The organism is Bradyrhizobium sp. AZCC 2230, from assembly GCF_036924495.1.
In the GTDB taxonomy this organism is placed as follows: Bacteria; Pseudomonadota; Alphaproteobacteria; order Rhizobiales; family Xanthobacteraceae; genus Bradyrhizobium; species Bradyrhizobium rifense.
The window spans coordinates 1,269,808-1,286,233 of the sequence record NZ_JAZHRS010000001.1; the positions used below are offsets into that span (position 1 = coordinate 1,269,808).

At 63.7% G+C, this 16,426-nt stretch carries 16 protein-coding genes; 6 read left to right on the forward strand and 10 right to left on the reverse strand.

What is annotated here, in order from left to right; all coding sequences use genetic code 11:
* Position 1: 1 nt before the first annotated feature.
* Positions 2-1,264, reverse strand: coding sequence for a D-alanyl-D-alanine carboxypeptidase family protein (locus tag V1280_RS06040; RefSeq protein ID WP_334520385.1), 1,263 nt, complete (start codon positions 1,262-1,264; stop codon positions 2-4).
* A 152-nt stretch (positions 1,265-1,416) separates the two neighbouring features.
* Here V1280_RS06040 and V1280_RS06045 point away from each other — a divergent pair, with 152 nt between their 5' ends.
* Positions 1,417-2,373 carry an alpha/beta fold hydrolase gene (locus tag V1280_RS06045; protein ID WP_334520388.1) on the forward strand — a complete coding sequence of 319 codons (957 nt, stop codon included), beginning with the start codon at positions 1,417-1,419 and terminating at the stop codon, positions 2,371-2,373.
* 10 nt (positions 2,374-2,383) lie between these two features.
* Here V1280_RS06045 and V1280_RS06050 read toward each other — a convergent pair whose 3' ends face one another.
* Positions 2,384-3,310, reverse strand: coding sequence for a septal ring lytic transglycosylase RlpA family protein (locus tag V1280_RS06050; RefSeq protein WP_442895107.1), 927 nt, complete (start codon positions 3,308-3,310; stop codon positions 2,384-2,386).
* A gap of 815 nt (positions 3,311-4,125) precedes the next feature.
* Here V1280_RS06050 and V1280_RS06055 point away from each other — a divergent pair.
* On the forward strand, positions 4,126-4,254 hold the full coding sequence (locus tag V1280_RS06055) for a hypothetical protein (RefSeq protein WP_334520394.1): 129 nt from the start codon (positions 4,126-4,128) through the stop codon (positions 4,252-4,254).
* Between the two features lie 16 nt (positions 4,255-4,270).
* Here the strand turns inward: V1280_RS06055 and V1280_RS06060 are convergent, their stop codons facing one another.
* On the reverse strand, positions 4,271-4,558 hold the full coding sequence (locus V1280_RS06060) for a hypothetical protein (RefSeq protein WP_334520397.1): 288 nt from the start codon (positions 4,556-4,558) through the stop codon (positions 4,271-4,273).
* 105 nt (positions 4,559-4,663) lie between these two features.
* Between V1280_RS06060 and V1280_RS06065 the strand changes: the two genes are divergently transcribed.
* Positions 4,664-5,239, forward strand: coding sequence for a TIGR00645 family protein (locus V1280_RS06065; protein ID WP_334520399.1), 576 nt, complete (start codon positions 4,664-4,666; stop codon positions 5,237-5,239).
* A 14-nt stretch (positions 5,240-5,253) separates the two neighbouring features.
* Here the strand turns inward: V1280_RS06065 and V1280_RS06070 are convergent, their stop codons facing one another.
* Together V1280_RS06070 and V1280_RS06075 are read right to left on the reverse strand one after the other, a co-directional pair.
* Positions 5,254-5,586 (reverse strand): DUF1476 domain-containing protein, encoded by a 333-nt coding sequence (locus V1280_RS06070; RefSeq protein ID WP_334520402.1) that lies wholly within the window; start codon positions 5,584-5,586, stop codon positions 5,254-5,256.
* Between the two features lie 2 nt (positions 5,587-5,588).
* The gene (locus V1280_RS06075; RefSeq protein WP_334538190.1) at positions 5,589-5,780 is read right to left on the reverse strand and encodes a hypothetical protein; all 192 of its coding nucleotides are present in this window, start codon (positions 5,778-5,780) and stop codon (positions 5,589-5,591) included.
* Positions 5,781-6,342: 562 nt separating this feature from the next.
* On the opposite strand from V1280_RS06075, the gene V1280_RS06080 reads away from it, so the two are divergent.
* From V1280_RS06080 to V1280_RS06090, 3 genes are all read left to right on the forward strand, one after another.
* On the forward strand, positions 6,343-7,779 hold the full coding sequence (locus V1280_RS06080; RefSeq protein ID WP_334538192.1) for an NAD-dependent succinate-semialdehyde dehydrogenase: 1,437 nt from the start codon (positions 6,343-6,345) through the stop codon (positions 7,777-7,779).
* 379 nt (positions 7,780-8,158) lie between these two features.
* Positions 8,159-8,416, forward strand: coding sequence for a DUF3551 domain-containing protein (locus V1280_RS06085; protein ID WP_334520405.1), 258 nt, complete (start codon positions 8,159-8,161; stop codon positions 8,414-8,416).
* A 194-nt stretch (positions 8,417-8,610) separates the two neighbouring features.
* A complete protein-coding gene (locus V1280_RS06090) occupies positions 8,611-8,922 on the forward strand; it encodes a hypothetical protein (RefSeq protein WP_334520408.1) in 312 nt (103 codons plus the stop codon).
* A 1,459-nt stretch (positions 8,923-10,381) separates the two neighbouring features.
* Here V1280_RS06090 and V1280_RS06095 read toward each other — a convergent pair.
* The 5 genes from V1280_RS06095 to V1280_RS06115 all read right to left on the reverse strand — a co-directional run bounded on the left by V1280_RS06095 (position 10,382) and on the right by V1280_RS06115 (position 16,338).
* Positions 10,382-11,125: a DUF7168 domain-containing protein gene (locus tag V1280_RS06095; RefSeq protein ID WP_334520411.1), complete on the reverse strand. Its 744-nt coding sequence runs from the start codon at positions 11,123-11,125 to the stop codon at positions 10,382-10,384.
* Positions 11,126-11,277: 152 nt separating this feature from the next.
* On the reverse strand, positions 11,278-11,736 hold the full coding sequence (locus V1280_RS06100; protein ID WP_334520414.1) for a hypothetical protein: 459 nt from the start codon (positions 11,734-11,736) through the stop codon (positions 11,278-11,280).
* A complete protein-coding gene (locus V1280_RS06105) occupies positions 11,720-12,637 on the reverse strand; it encodes a DUF2950 domain-containing protein (protein WP_334538194.1) in 918 nt (305 codons plus the stop codon). Before V1280_RS06105 ends, V1280_RS06100 begins: the two co-directional genes overlap by 17 nt.
* An 11-nt stretch (positions 12,638-12,648) precedes the next feature.
* Positions 12,649-14,325, reverse strand: coding sequence for a DUF3300 domain-containing protein (locus V1280_RS06110; protein WP_334520417.1), 1,677 nt, complete (start codon positions 14,323-14,325; stop codon positions 12,649-12,651).
* Positions 14,326-14,460: 135 nt separating this feature from the next.
* Complete coding sequence (locus V1280_RS06115) at positions 14,461-16,338, reverse strand: sensor histidine kinase (protein WP_442895108.1); 1,878 nt, start codon at positions 16,336-16,338, stop codon at positions 14,461-14,463.
* Positions 16,339-16,426 lie beyond the last annotated feature (88 nt).

Sequence of the window (16,426 nt, forward strand, 5' to 3'; positions counted from 1 at the left end):
ATCAGAGCTTCTCGGCGCCTGCGCGGAACATGCCGATCACGAGCTCGCTGGCGCCATCGATCGCGCGCCGTACCGTTGAGCCAGTGCCGATCGCTTCGGCCGCATAAACCGGCGTCTCCACCGCGATATTGCCGCTGCGCCAGACCTTGACCACGCCGACCTGCTGGCCGGCCTGGACCGGTGCGCGCACCGGGCCGTTATAGACCACGCGCGCGATCAGCTTGTCGCCGCCGCTCTTGTGCACCATCACCTTCACCGGCTCTTTCGCAACGAGCTTTACCGAGCGGCTCTCGCCGCCAAACACCTTGGCATAGCCGACGGGCTGGTCGGCCGCGATCAGCGTGCGGGTCTCGAAATTGCGAAAGCCCCATTCCAGCATCTTCTTGGCTTCGGTGGCGCGGTCCTCGATGTCCTCGAGCCCGTTGACGACAACGATCAGACGCGTGCCGTTCTGCACGGCCGAACCGACCATGCCGTAGCCGCCTTCCTTGGTGTAACCTGTCTTCAGGCCGTCGGCGCCCTCCATCGAATTGAGCAGCGGATTGCGGTTGGGCTGGCGGATCTTGTTCCAGGTGAACTCCTTCTCGCCGAACAGTTTGTAGAATTCGGGGAAGTCCAGGATGATGTGACGTGCGAGCACGCCGAGCTCTCGCACCGTCATCTTGTTGCCGGGGTCGGGCAAGCCGTTGGAATTGGCGAAGGTCGATTTGGTCATGCCGAGCTCGCGGGCGCGCTTGGTCATGAAGTCGGATGCAAAGATCCGCTCGTTGCCGGCGATGCCTTCGGCAAGCGCGATGCAGGCGTCGTTGCCGCTCTGGATGATCGCGCCGTGCAGGAGGTCGTCGACCGAAACCTTGCTGTTGATGGCCGCAAACATGGTCGAGCCGCCGGAGGGCGCGCCGCCCTTGCGCCAGGCGTTCTCGCTGATCCGGTATTCGTCGGTCAGCTTGACGTCACCCTTCTTGATTGCGTTGAACACGATTTCCGCGGTCACGAGCTTCATCATGCTGGAGGGCGCGCGCAGCTCGTCGGCGTTCTTCTCGAACAGCACGCTGCCGCTGGAGGCCTCGATCAGGATCGCGGTGGGGGCATCGCCGTCGAAGCCGGCATCCTCGGTCTTCTTGGCGCCCTGGACGCTCTGGTTGGCGGCGTAGAGCACCCCGCCCCAGCTGAGGCTCACCGCAATAGTCACCGCGACCAACCCGCGCGCCAGTGCTCCGGCCGTGAATCCGGTATGACGGAGCGAGTTGAGACGAAATGCCATGGCGAAGCCCTGAGAGCGGCGTTCTAACAGTTGGAATCGGTGCGAACAACACGAGGATCGGTGCTGCCGCCGAGATTGCACGATTCTCGCCGCCCCCCTATCGTGGCACCTCATGTTTCTCGACCAAACCTCTGAAACAAGGCGGAAAAGCGATGTCCACCACCCGCGTGATCAAGGCCAACGGGATCGACCTCTTCGTCCGCGAGGCCGGCCAGGGGCCGCTGGTGGTGCTGTGCCATGGCTGGCCGGAGCTATCCTATTCCTGGCGGCACCAGATCCCGGAGCTCGCGGCCGCCGGCTTTCACGTCGTGGCCCCCGACATGCGCGGCTACGGCCAGAGTGCGGCGCCGCCTGACGTGACCGCCTATTCGATCTTCGATCTCGTTGGCGACGTCGTCGGCCTGGTGAAGGCGCTCGGCGCGACCAAGGCGATGGTGGTCGGCCACGACTGGGGCGCGCCGGTCGCCTGGCATGCGGCGCTGTTCCGCCCCGACATCTTCACGGCCGTTGCGGGCCTGAGCGTGCCGCCGCCGTTCCGCGGACGCGGCAAGCCGCTCGAGCTGTTACGCCAGGGCGGCATCACCAATTTCTACTGGCAGTACTTTCAGGCGCCCGGCGTCGCGGAGGCCGAGTTCGAGCATGACGTCGCCCGCACCATGCGCGTCGTGCTCGGCGGCCGCGGACTCGCCGATCCGAACGCCGCGATGTTCGTGCAGGAGGGCAACGGCTTTCTTGGCCATGCGACGCCTGAGGAGCCGCTGCCGGAATGGCTGAGCGAGGACGATCTCGCTTATTTCACCGAAGCTTTCCGCAAGTCGGGATTCCGTGGCGGGCTGAACTGGTATCGCAATCTCGATCGCAATTGGGAGCTGACCGCGCCCTGGCAGGACGCGCAGATCCACCAGCCCTCCCTCTTCATCGCCGGCGCGCAGGACGCCGTCATCACCGGCTTGATCGGCGCCAAGCGCGTCAACGAGCTGGAACGGGTGCTGCCCAATCTGACGCGAAAGCTGATCATCGATGGCGCCGGCCATTGGGTGCAGCAGGAGCGGCCGGACGAGGTCAACGCCGCGCTGATCAAGTTCCTGCGTGAGGCGGCTCCGCGCTAATGCACCGCGGTCAGTACAGGCCGCGGCCGGTCAGGATGCTGCGGGCTTCGGCTGCGCCGCCATCGGAAGCCGCAGGACCGCTCTCGGCGGCATAGCGGCCGTCCTCGTCATAGGACACCTGGCGAGCATTCTGGAGCGCCCGGCCCCGGCTGCGGCTCGAGGCCGACATTTCCGAGGTCGCGTTGAGCGAGGCGACGTCGACCGAGGTGTTGCCGAGGCTATAGGGCCGGCCCTCCGGCATCGGGACTTCGCCACGGATGGCGCCGCGGCTCGACGACAGCTCCGGCACGAACGGCCGGGCCGAGGCGACCCGGACCATCGAGGGCGACGGCGCCGGAACGCCGGTGCGCAAGGTCGCCATCAGTTGGCGGTCGTCGGAGCCTTCGAGCGGCGCCCGGCCGACATATTCGACGCGAACCCTGGCGACGCCATTGCCTTTGAATTCAAGCAGTTCAGCTGCCTTGTTCGAGACGTCGATGAGGCGGTTGCCGTGATAGGGGCCGCGGTCATTGACGCGGACGATCAGCGACATGCCGTTCGACAGGTTAGTGACCCGTGCATAGCACGGCATCGGCAGCGTCGGATGCGCCGCCGTCAGCGAGCCCATGTCGAACACTTCGCCATTGGCGGTCTGACGGCCATGGAAATCGTCGCCGTACCAGGACGCCATGCCCTCGGCGCGGTAGTTGACGTCCTCCTCCGGCACGTAGGTCCGGCCTGCGACCACATAGGGCTTGCCGATGCGATAGGTGCCGCCGCCCTTGGGGACGGGATCGCCCCAGGCCACGACTCGCGGGCTCGAGGACACGCCATATTTGGGATCGACCCGGCTGGCGAACTTGTTGGACGAGGCGCAATTGGCGAGCGCGAGGCAGGTGGCGACCGCCGCAACGCACCGCGCGGCCCGCACCATCGAATCTGACCGTCGGATCCCCATTCGCCCCAAATACCATTTCGCCGGGGGCTGACCTAACCCGCTTGCCTACGGGGAGTGCCTTCCGGGCCACGAGCTCCGAGGCGGCCCACCGCCGTCTCAGAGGCGGTCACGATAACGCAACCCGAACACGGCGGAAATGGGGAGCCCACAGCGTTCGCGCTGGGATGGTAAACAGGACGTTTGGCATTCTCCGTTGATCTACGGAGCGCGGGGGCTTCGGCATCGCCTGCTTTGTGCCAGTCCTGCACAAGCTGTTGCGCCAAAAGCTCACTCCACCCCCATTGTCGCCGGCTTCACCGGAATTCTTTTGACTGTGCAAGGCCGCCCGCGTTTTCTCAGCTGCAGGGGCGGGATTGGAATTTAACGATGATCGAGACGGTTTCGGCACTGATGGGTTTGGTAAGCGCAGGGATCTTTCTGGCCCATGCGTTTGAAGGCTACCGCTCGAGGGCCTGACGGCACTCGCGCGGGCGACATTGCATCACCTCTTCACGACGGCACGTTCGGATCATTTTAATCGATCCGATCGAGCATCGAAGACGAGAGCACAGGGTGTCTCATGCGCAAACATGACCTCGTATCCGACGGCTTTCTGGCGCTGACCGCAGGCGGTCTGGTCCTGCTCTGCTCGAGCCTCGTCGCCCTGGCCTTCGGCTAATCCTCAATCAGCATTTTCGAGTTTTCAGACCGCTGCGCCACTGCGACGCAGCATGCGTATTGATCCGGGATTGCCCCGCTCCCGTTTAGTTGATTGAATTTTCGCGTCGGCGCCTCGACTCATTTTCACGAGGCCATCACCAACGAGGGTGACGCACATGCTAGCCGAGAAATTCTTCCTGGTCCTGGAATCGCTGATCCGCGGCGGCCGGACCTATCCCGACGGAAGCCCCCGGGTCATCAGCACCTCCACGCACGTCCCGGTGAAGCTGCCCAACCAGAGCTAGCTCACGCGCGCGCCGCTCAGCGCAAGCCCAGCGGCGATCTGCGATAGAGGCTGCCGCGCGCTTCAGTCAGGCAGACGAAGCTGCCATCAAATCCCTGGCCATAGAGCTTCTGGCCCTTGCGGTAGTAGACGCCCTTCCTGAAATCCAGCCACACCACCTTGTCGCCGGGGCAATGACGCTGGGCCTGCGCCTCGTAGCGGAATGGCGTCAGCGGTGTCGCCGATACCTCGGCCGTGCCGGCGTCCAGCATCGTTGCGGCCGCGATCACCATCTTCCCGAGCGCCCAGCCAAAGCTGCGAGACATCCGCCAGCCTCCTGATCCAGGCCGCACGATAGCACGGCCACGTCTTCCGCCAGCCATCTGGCCGGGTTACAGGATAGTGAGATCATCCAGATGGGTGGACGTTGAATGTCGGTACAACCTGAGACCACCGGACCCCGCCCGCCCTCGCCGCGGCTCGGCCTGTTGCCGATGATCATCTTCGGTTCGCGCTGGCTGCAGCTGCCGCTCTATCTCGGGCTGATCGTGGCGCAATGCGTCTACATCGTGCTGTTCCTGAAAGAGCTCTGGCACCTCACCTCGCACGCGCTCGACTTCACCGAGCAGGAGATCATGATGAGCGTGCTGGCGCTGATCGACGTCGTGATGATCTCCAACCTGCTGGTGATGGTGATCGTCGGCGGCTACGAGACCTTCGTGTCGCGGCTCGACCTCCAGGGCCATCCCGACGAGCCGGAATGGCTCGGCCACGTCAACGCCAGCGTGCTCAAGATCAAGCTCGCGATGGCGATCATCGGCATCTCCTCGATCGCGCTGCTGCGCACCTTCATCGAGGCCGGCAATCTCGGCTCGAGCCGCGCCACCTTCACCGAGAACGGCGTGATGTGGCAGGTGCTGATCCACATCACATTCGTGGTCTCGGCGATCGGGATCGTCTTCGTCGACAAGTTCAGCGACGCCAGCGCGCGCAAGCAGGCCGAGTGACATGCTGATCGAGATCAATCGCCAGCTTTGCTCGCTGCGGCTGCGAGCTGCGCCAGCGCCTGGTGCAGGCATTCCTGCAGCTTCTGCGCAACCTGCTCGCGCGAAATCCCCTTTGCCGCGAGATCGCCCGACACCTTGCTCAGGGTCTCGTCCATCGTCTGGTTGGCCAGATTGTCCGTGACCAGCGCCGTCGCGTAAGCGGTCGCGGCATCGCCGCCGAGTCCGAGCTGGCCCGCGGCCCACAGTCCGAGCAGCTTGTTGGACCGGGCCGCGGCCTTGAACATGAGCTCCTCGTCGTGGGCGAATTTGGCCTCGAAGCCCTGCTCGCGCTTGTCGAACGTGGTCATGGTCAGACTTTGGCTGCGGCAGCCTCACGGGCCAGCCGCTCGGCCCTCAGCCGCTCCCGATTCTCATAAAACGCCTTCTGAGCGGCCTCATGGTCGCGCATGGCCTTCTCGGCCTCGACCCGGCGTGTCGCATCGCGGGCCTGGCGCTGTTCGGGGGTCAAGGGTTTGCGTCGGAAGGAAGTATCTTCTGTCATGGCGAGATAACGCGGCAGTGAGGGAAAGGTTCCCCCAAGCCCGCCACGCCAAAACATCGAAAACAACCCCATGCACAGTAGCCCGCACGTGTCGGATCAAGATCTTACGCACCCTCCTCGCGCATCCCCGCCAGAAGCCAGTTGACGCGTCGGGCAAAACAGGAGCATATTGCTATTATTCCGAAATTCTCGAACAGGCCGCTGCCAGAGATCCTGTGTAGACGACCGGCCATCGGGCATTCTGCATCAGAGATTCACCCGCGCCATCCCCGCATCGGTATAGCGCGGTCCCGCGGTACTTCCAGCGAGCGCCGCAGCCGTCATGGCAGCGAGATCATCCGTGGTCAGCACGAGCTCGAAAACGAAGCCGACACCATTCTCCCGGCAGGCCGGGAGAATATCCCATCCAAATCTGCAAGGCTGACCGGAGACCACCACTCGAAGAGACGGTTCAAAAGCTTGCGGGAATGCGCGATAAGCACCCCCACAGACCAATCATGGCGAAGCCAGGTTTATCCGCGATCCACTGCCATCCGCAGTTGATCACGAAATGGGAGGAATGATGAGCTACCCCTCGGTTCAACTGCATATCGACGGCAAATGGCGCCCGGCCACGACCGGCCGCACACTCAAGGTGATCAATCCTGCGACCGAGGAGCCGGTCGGGACGGTCCCGCACGCCGACCGGTCCGACCTCGACGAAGCGCTGGCGTCGGCCGAAAAGGGATTCCGGTTGTGGCGCAACGTATCGCCGCTCGACCGCTCCAAAGTGATGCGCAAGGCCGCCGACCTGATCCGCGAGCGGGCCGACAAGATCGCGGCCATCATGACGATGGAGCAGGGAAAGGTTCTGGCCGAAGCCAGGCTTGAAACGATGAACGCGGCCGACATCATCGACTGGTTCGCTGAAGAAGGACGCAGGGCCTATGGGCGTCTCATCCCGGCACGCAGCCCCGGCGTCTATCAATTGGTGATCAAGGAGCCTGTCGGCCCGGTCGCAGCGTTCACGCCCTGGAATTTCCCGATCAATCAGGTGGTCAAGAAGCTCAGCGCGGCGTTGGCCGCGGGCTGCTCGATGATCGTCAAGGCGCCGGAGGAAACGCCGGCATCACCTGCCGAATTGATCCGGGCCTTTGTCGATGCCGGGCTGCCCGATGGCGTGGTCAACCTGGTCTACGGCATCCCTTCGGAAATTTCCGAATACCTCATCCCTCACCCGGTCATCCGCAAGATCTCTTTCACCGGTTCGACCAAGGTCGGCAAGGATCTGGCGGCGATGGCGGGCTTGCATATGAAGCGCGTCACGATGGAGCTCGGCGGCCACGCGCCGGTCATCGTATTCGATGACGCCGATGTCGAGTCGGCGGCGAAGATCATGGTGGCGGCAAAGTACCGCAATGCCGGCCAGGTCTGTATCTCGCCGACCAGGTTCCTGGTGCAGGAGGCCGTTTACGACAAGTTCGTCCAGCACTTCGTTGACGGGGCGAAATCCATCAAGGTCGGTAACGGCCTCGAGCCGGACTCGAAGATGGGCGCGCTTGCGAACGATCGCCGCGTTGCCGCGATTGAAGACATGGTTCAGGACGCCGTCAGCAAGGGCGGCAAGGTGCAGGCCGGCGGCAATCGCGTCGGGAACAAGGGTTATTTCTTCGAGCCGACGGTCGTCACCAACGTTCCCAAATCGGCGCGCGCAATGAATGATGAGCCGTTCGCTCCGCTTGCCTTGATCTCGTCCTTTGCCAAGTTCGACGAGGCGGTCGAGGAAGCCAATCGCCTGCCCTTCGGTCTTGCGTCCTATTCGTTCACAAGATCAGCCAAGACGGCGGCCGCGATCGGAGCGGCGGTCGACGCCGGCATGATGTCGATCAACAGCTTCGCGTTGGCCCTGACCGAGACGCCGTTCGGTGGCGTTCGGGATTCCGGATATGGCTCGGAAGGCGGTACCGAAGGGCTGGAAGCCTATCTGAGCACGAAATTCATTTCGCAGACCGGCGTTTGAGTTTCGGCTCCGTCTCCAGCGAGACGATCTACGAAGGGGGCGTCGCAAGCGGCGCCCCCTTTTTCTTCGTCACCGCTTTAAGGCGGCGGAATTCGCGCGCGGGCACGCCGCTTTTCAAGACCGGTGGCTGACTTATGCGTCCAGGCTCCCCGACCTCTAGAGGCAATTGACGGGTCGAGCAAAACACCGGCATGACGCGAATATTCCGACCTGTCCGTGTTAGCTTGGCCCTCGGATGAGCCGCAACAGCGCGGGTGTGATTTGACGCGCCCTGGCTGGTCGGGTGAGCTATGGGCTCCGCAGGAACCAAGGCCCAGAACAGCCATTGGCCTCGGCGCCTCAAAGCTCTCTTTGAGGGCGTGATACCTGGAGACTCGAGATGCGCACCACAGTCCTGGCCCTGTTGATCCTTGTGGGATCTCTACCTGCCGCGCACGCAGAGCGCGATTATCCCTGGTGTGTCGTTGGCGACGATCTCGGCTGGCCCGGCGAGTGCATGTACGAGACCCGAGAGCAATGCATGGCTTCGGCATCCGGCCGGTGGGACACGACGTGTGACATCAATCCGCGTGTGAGGTTCAAGCAGCAGCAGTCCCAGCCCGGGACTAAGAAATTGCAGGAACGACGCGGATATTAGCGACGCCCTCCTCCTCTCTGGAGCAGCCATCTGCGCCACCTTCGCCCTGCTTGTGCTCGCCGTAAGGTACCTCACCCGCGGCGGAGACGGGCCGGTCTGACTTCGAGACGAGCGTCAGCCTAGCGCTCGTCGATGTCGTGCTGATGCCGCCCCACGGGGGCCGATGAAACTGCGGCTGTGAGCTGTCCGTCAAGATGCGCGAGTCAATTGAAGTGTCGGCGGAGCTTCCTGATGATATCGCGCGGGTCGTTCGCATATTCCTCGATGATGCGGCGAACCGACACTTCGTCCCGGAGTTCAACCCGAAGGGCAAAGAGCCGCGCTCGGGGGCGCAAGCTGAAGTGGGATCAATGACCGTCTTCGTCGACGTGAACGCCGCCAAGCAGGTCGGCGACGTCGATCACATCAAGGTCTTTGCCTCGGTCGAAGCCGCGGAAATCTGGTTCGAGGAGAACGATCCCGAGGGCGTGGCCTTCGAGTACGACGTGATCGGGCCGCCAGCTTGATCCTTGAAGCAAGCGGGCCGCTGTCGTCACGGACCTCGATGGCTATCTCATGGGGTACTCCATCCTCGCGCTTGCGGGGCGCGCGCCGCGCATTCATCCTGCTCGTCGAAGGAGCTGGCACACAAAGATGGTGCGCCCCGGAAACGCGTCGAAAAAAGGCGGTTGACACCTTGTGGTACGGGCTCGCCGCGATAATTCTTCTTGTTCTGGGCTCGCTGGCGTTGACCTATTTTGCTATCAGCGTTTTGCCTGAAGACGATCGTCTATTCCCATTCGACGAATGACGCGAGCCGCCAGTTTGAACCGGCGGGCTCGATAACCTTTCGCTGGGAATAGGAACGTTGGTCGTATTTCCAAGTTTCCCAAGGGCTCGCTAGCCCCAACTCGCCCTGACCCCGACTGAGCTGGGTTTTTTGCCTTTTGAGAGAAGTGTAGCCGCTATCGTAAAGCGTCGGCCTGTCCGCTGCCCATCACGCAAGAGGCCGCCAGCGGCTCAATCTTCCCACACTTCCTTACGGCAGCTATCGCACCGGAATATTTGGATCGATCTGTTGTTCTTCACGTCGAGAATCGAAGTGAGGCGGCGGGCGGGCGCGGCGCATGATGGGCAGCGGGGCCCGACGTCTTGCGCCTGTGGGGCCCCCACCTGTTGCTCTTCATCGGCCATCGACTCGGTCCCTGCGTCCACAACGTAACACAGATACGAAGGAACGCAGGACGGGGTCAGTCCGGGGAAAAATTATTCCGGCGGCCGCAAGCCGGGCGATCTCAGCCACTCGCTTATGCGCGAGCCGGTTTCGGCTTGCCGCAGCCTGCGGAGGGCGGCCTCGCGTACAGGTCCACGAGGGAGCAATTCTGCTTCTTCACGGAGGCGCCTCACTTCTTCGGCAAGGCGTTCTTCAAGTGAGATGGCTTGTTTGAAGCGGTGTCGCTGCATGGCGCTGCTCCATCTAGGAGGCGGGAGCGCTGATGGCGTTCTCATCACCGATGAAAGCCAAGGGCCGCGCGGTGATGCCGGAAAGGTACCGCACACATGGTCAATTTTGCTCACATCGAAGAAGTTAGCGAAGGAACCCGGTGAACGGCGGCCTGTCACATCTCTGTGGCACGGGTGTTGCTGATATCAAGGTGACTGGGATTGTAGGACCCAGTTTGAGACAGGGCGCCGCCGGGACAATGCATTTCGAGCCCGGCGGCGTATCTTTTAGGGATTAGCGGCACAACCGCCGGCGGTGCGTCATCAGCCGCTGCCGGTCGCGCTTCCTGTGAATTCGGCGCCGGCGCTTCATTGGCTGCGCTCCGCCAGGAGCAGATCGATCAAGGCCTCGATCTTTCGTTGCTCGAGAATTACGGTGACGCTGCACTTTATTAGCATGGGCAGCATTGATGACAGAGGGCAGCCGGAATGACATCGCCCATGCTCTCAGCTCCGGCTGAAGCCGCGCCCCTCCCGATAGATTCAGCTTCCCTTGGGAGTGGTCCCTGACTGCGACCCGCCAAGGCCGGGATTGATCGCCAGCGACGCTCCGGCGGCGCCGCCGGCTTCATAGGCCGTCATCGACACCATCCGGCCGCCGCTGCGCTGGGTCCGGAGCTTGAGGTCGAGCTTATCGAATTCCGCATCGACCACCGAGGTCTTGAGAACCACCAGCCCGCGGCCGGTGCCTTCGTTGACCTGATCGCGACTGGCCTTGATCGCCACCAGCCTGCCCGCGATCGACGCCACCATCCCGAGCGCGAAGGAGGCATTGGCCAGATGCCGCTGCTGGTGACGGAACCTGCTGTAGTCGACCGAGGTCTTGAAGCGGCCAAGCTCGGCGCGCACGGCGCCGTCGATCAATTCGGCCAGATAATGCGCGACCTCGACATCCGCGCCGAGACCGAAGAACACATAACTGCTCTCGCCGGCCGCGTTCTTCTCGCGCCAGACCCGACAATCGCAGAAATGAGCGATCGCGCCGATGCAGTCGTCCAGGGGAATTCGCTTCTTGCGATGGGTCTCGTAGACCCTCCGTTCGCACGGCGACGCGCGCAGCTCGATATCGGAGAGCGACAAATCGTGGCGATCCAGCAGTTCGGCGACCTTGGCGGCGGCAGACAACGCCTCGTCCTCGGTACAGCCATTGGCGATGGTTTTGGCGCGCAATGCCTGAATGCGGAGCTTCAGCTTGTCGAGCGTGGCCGGATTGAACGTCTGATTCACCGATCACCTGCCCGGGAAAGCCTGACCGACATGCCCCGGTCGGATCATAGATTGGCGGAAGGGGTGTCAACCAAAGGGGGCTGTTCTTACAACTAAACTCCCGAATTTGGAAACCCAACCCCCGTGCCACCCCACGGCGCGTGTCGCGTCGCTCATCTCAGCGAGATCGAGACCTGGCTGATATTGGCCGCGAGCTCGAGCCCTGCTTTCGGCCCCTGCAGCACGATGGTGACGCCCTTCTCGTTGCGGAGGTGGACGCCGTTGACGCCGCCGAGCAGCGCAAAACCGCCGCCGACCGAGCTGTAGGTGCCGGCGAAATCGCCGACCTCGCGAATGTCGGAGGCCCAGCCATCGAGACGGCCGACCGTGGCGCCGGCCGTGATGCCAAAACTCAGGCCGGTGATCCTGAACGGGTAGGTCTTGCCACGATAGACCAGCGTTCCGCTGCCGACGCCGCCGCCGACGAGAAGGCCAGCCTTGACGATCTTGACGTGGACCTGGCCGGCGGCTTGCGCAAAGGATGGCGTTGCCGGCAACGCGAGCCCGAGTGCCAGCGAGAGGACAGCAATCAGGCGAAAGGTGCGCGCACGCCGTTCAGGGTTTTGCCGCATCGACCTTCTTCCAGGTCTCGTCAGGATCGAACAGCGTGGTGCGCTCGGCGATGGACTCGGTGCGCTTGCCGAGATCTTTCTGGTAGACGGTGCCGGCGTGATTGACGAGGAAGGTCATCACGCCGGAGTTGCCGTATTCGGCAGGCCAGGCAATCAGGCCAAAGCCGCCGACCATCTTGCCCTTGACGACATAGTCGAGCGCGCCGCCCGGCGCATCGCGGCCCTGCCCCTTGAGGATGTGGAAGTAGTAGCCGTGATAGGGCGCGGGCCCGACATCGCCTGCGCGATAGCCCTCCTTCGACGCTTCGGCCGCCAGCGCGCCGAGCGGGCTCGGATCGCTGTCATCGCGCCAGAACAGGCCGTCCTTCTTGCCGGGTGACGAGACGATGCGCTGGGCATAGACACCGGCGCCCTCGCCGCGGTCCTTGTCGGCATATTCGTTCTGCGCATCGACATAGGCGAGCGCGGTCTGGATCGCGTCGAGCTCGTTGCGGCCGATGCGGCGGCGAAGCACCTCGATCCGTCCCTCGTCGGTGTCGAACGCCCAACCGGTTTTGGTGTTGAGCAGCGGAATCGGGAATGGGAAATCGTCCGGTCCCAGCAGCAACGTCGCGGTCTTGTTGCCTTCCGCCTTGATGCCGTGCCTGGCGTCGTACATGGACGAGAAGCGCGCGCGGATGTCGTTGTCGGCGACCTCGTCGCCGGAGGAGACGATGTCCTCGGCGGCCCTGCCGAGCACTTTGAGGATGTCTTTCGGGCCACTCTTGACCGCGGCGGCGAGCGCGGCGGCGGCGTCCTCCGGCGACTTGTAGGATTCCTGCGCAAGTGCCGGCGAGCCGAGCAACGCGAGCGCCAGCATGCCGGGCAGGATCGCGCGGCGGAGCGATTTCGGAGCAGTCATTTTCAGAGCAGTCATGGCATCACCTCAGCAGGGATCTTCGCGCCGCCGGCGACCCAGTCGCGATAGGTTCGGAATGTCAGCCCGAGCTTGTCGTAATCAACACGCAGATATCCGTCGCTGCCGCGGGTCACCGCGTCGGGCCTCACCTGCTCGACCTCCTGCGCCATGACGCCGACATAGGCCTTGTCGCTGCCGATGTAGCTGAAGCGATAATAGCCGAGACCGTTACCGAGATGGCCGAGCAGGACGATGTCGTGCTTTAGCGCGATGTCGGAGCGCCGGCCACCGCCGCCTCCACGACCTCCGCCACCTCCAAAGCCGCCACCCCCTCGCGCCGCCATTGCGCCACCGCCGCCACGACCGGCCATGCTTGGTCCGCCGCCGCCACCGCGCGGCATGCTCGCCATGCTGGCGCGTCCACGCGCCGATGCTGCGGCCGCGGACCGGCCGGAGGACACGTTCATCGCGCCGCCGCGATTGCCGCCACCGCCACGGTTGGCAGTAGCACCGCCGCCGCCGCGGTTCGCAGCCTTTGCACGGTCGCCGCCGCTCTTGTTGCCAGCCTTGGCGCGATCGCCGCCGCCCTTGGCACGATCACCGGCACCTGCGCGATCGCCAGCACCTGGACGATCCCCGCGATTGCCCGCGCGATCTCCGGCCCGATCGCCTGGACCGCTACGATCACCAGCACGGTCGCCAGCGCGATCGCCTGCACGGTCTCCCGGACCACCCTGATTGGGACGCAGCACCTGGTTGCCGTCGCGGCCGCGGAAATCCATCCGGTCGGATGCGCCTGCTCGAACATTGTTGTTGCCGAAGCGCTGCTGAACGTTGGTGTTGTTGTAGCGCACGCCGCCGCGATGCGCCGGATTGTGCTGCCAGCCGTTGCCGATGTTGGTGGTGCGATGATTGACGTAGACGTTGCGGTTGCCCCAGTTGCAGCCGCCGCCCCAGTAATTGCCCCAGCGACCGATCGCCCAGGCGGTGCCGAAGGCGATGCCGGCCGCGACCACACCCGCGCCGATATAGGACGGATAGCCCCAATCATACGGCGGATATTCCGCATAGGGCCAGGTGCCGTAGACCGTCGCCGGATCGTAATAGGGCACGTACATCGTGGAGGGATCGGCCTGCTGGATCACGATCGCCTGCTTGCCTTCCTGGGTCTGGACACTGACCTTCTGCTGTTTCGTGGTGACGAGCTTCTTGTTGTCATAGGCCTTGTTGCGCAGGCGCTGGATCGCATCCATCACGTCGGGCTGCTGGGCGAGAAAGGCGTCGCCGAGCTTCTGGGTCCATTCGAGCTTGTCGCTCATCATGGTCAGGACATCGGCGGTGCTGGCCAGCGCCTTGATGCTGTCGTCCCAGCCCTGCTTGTCGACCTCGGTCTTCAGCGCATCGCCCTTCAGGCCCTTGCGCTCCTTCAAGAAGCGGTCGGCCTGCACCACTTCGAGTGGATAGGTCGAGGCCGCCAGCACATTGGCGAGGAGCTCATCGGGATAAAGCGCGATCGGCGCGACCAGGGCTTCGAGCTGCTCCGGCTTCAGCAGCTCTGCGGCCGGTGCCGGCGGGCTTGCGGGCTGCGCCTGCGTGCTCGGAGCGGCCGGCGTGGTGGCCTGCGCCATCGCAGCGGCGGGGACACCAACCATCAGCGCAAGCGCAATCAGGGTCTTGCCGCAGCGAAACATCGCGCCCTCCCTTGGACATTCCGTCCGCGAGGATCGGACCGATGCGCCGGCGTTTGTTGATCGAGATCAACGAAAGGCGGCTTCGCCGGATTGCTGCGGCGCGAGAGCGGCACGGTCGCGCGCTATTGTCGGCCGCTACCTGACGATCGGAAGCCTGATCGTAAAAAGCGCGCCGCCGGATGGCTGGTTCTCCGCGGCGATCGTGCCGTGATGCGCCTCCACGATGGTCTTGGCGATCGCAAGCCCCATCCCCATGCCCTGCGGCTTGGTCGTGAAGAACGGATTGAAGACGTTCGCGAGATCACCGGCCGCGATCCCGGGACCGGTGTCGGCCACCTTGATCTCGGCCTGGTTGCCGGCGCGCAAGGTCGATACGCTCACCTCGCGCTTCTTCGTGTCGGCATCGGAAACCGCGTCCATCGCGTTGATGATCACGTTGAGCACGACCTGCTGGAGTTGCACCGGATCACCCTTGACGTGCAAATACGCAAAGGCCGGCACATAGGTCAGCATGATGGATCGCCCGTCGGCGACGGCTCTCACGAGGCCGATCGCTTCTCGCACAGTGTCGTTGAGCTCGACTTCCTCGATCTCAAACGGCCTCTTCTTCAAGACACTCCGCAGCCTGCGAATGACCTCTGATGCCCGGTGATCGTCGCGCCTGATGTCGGCGAGAATCTGCCGGACCTCGTCAATATCAGGCGAAGACGCATTGAGCATGAGCTCTGCGGTCTCGGTGTTGGTCAGGATGGCGCCGAGCGGTTGGTTCAGTTCGTGGGCGATCGATGTTGTCAACTCGCCGACGGCCGCGTAGCGATTGGCGTGGGCGAGTTCGGCAAAGCGCTGTCGCGCTTCGACCTCGGCGGCCCGGCGACGCTGGCGTTCGTGCAGCAATCCGCTGATCAGGCCGGTCTGCACCAGAATAATCGCGGCGATCAGCAATATCTGCCAGCGATTGCGCTCCCAGACAGTTGGCTCGCGGAACAGGATTTCGCTGTTCGCAGGCAGCTTGCGTTCGCTGATACCCCAGCGTTGCAGTTCGCGCCAATCGTATTTCGGTGCCCCGAATTCGATCGGCTCGTATTTGATCGCAGTCGGTTTCTCGCCCCCGAGGATGCGCACCGCCGCATCGACGGTCTTCCGACTCGTCTCGGCCGTCAGCTGCATTGGGCCACCGACGGTGCTGCCGCCGAAGAAGGGGTCCTGGTAGGAAAAAATCGGGGCGTTGGCGACCGCGTGCAGGCTACGCAAGGCGATGTCGCTTTCATAGATAATTCCGGCGGCATCAACCGTCATCAGACCCCAGAACAACACCGTATGTGGCGGAAGTTCGGCTGCTCGCTTGAGGATCTCCTCGAAAGGCAGGTCAGCATACCAAACGAGGTCGACGCGATTCCCCAGCGGCTTCAGCTCGCGCTTCACCTCGTCGATCCAGAATTGCTCGAGCGGCGACGCACCGATCACCATGGCGACGGTCTTGGTCTCCGGCAAGACGCGGAGGATGTTGTCGAACACGACCATGAAATCATTGCGAACCGACACGACGACATCGTTGTCGGTGAGGTCGACGCGATTCACCAGCCGCTCCTCGACGACGGCCAACACCATCGGCGTGTCGGGAAAGAGCTCTCCGCGGTATCGCTGCGCGAACCGGGCGGCTGGTGCGCCAATGCTCAATACGATGTCGGGCGGCGCTCCCTGGTAGAGCGAATGCAGATACTCGACGAAGGGCGCTTCCGGCCCGGGATTGTTGAAACGCGCCGTGAGCAGCGCGTGCTCCTGGATATCGAGCGGCCATGGCGATTGCTGCTCGAGCCCGGCCTTGATGCTCCGCGCGTATTCGCTCCAGGGCCGGAACTCGCGGCCGAAGGAATGCAGGATCAGCACGCGCTTGAGCTCGCCGCGCGCGCTGCGCTCGACCGCACCAGCGGCGCCCGGGAGGATGCAGGCAGCAAGCAACAGCCCGAGGCCAAACCACGCGGCCACGACCGGCCGCGAACGGCCTGACGCCATACATCTTCGCCAGCTCATCCGCCTCCTCTGACGGCATTCTCCGGCCGCCCTGGCCGCAATCCTAGCGGGAACGGCGTCATTTCGACAG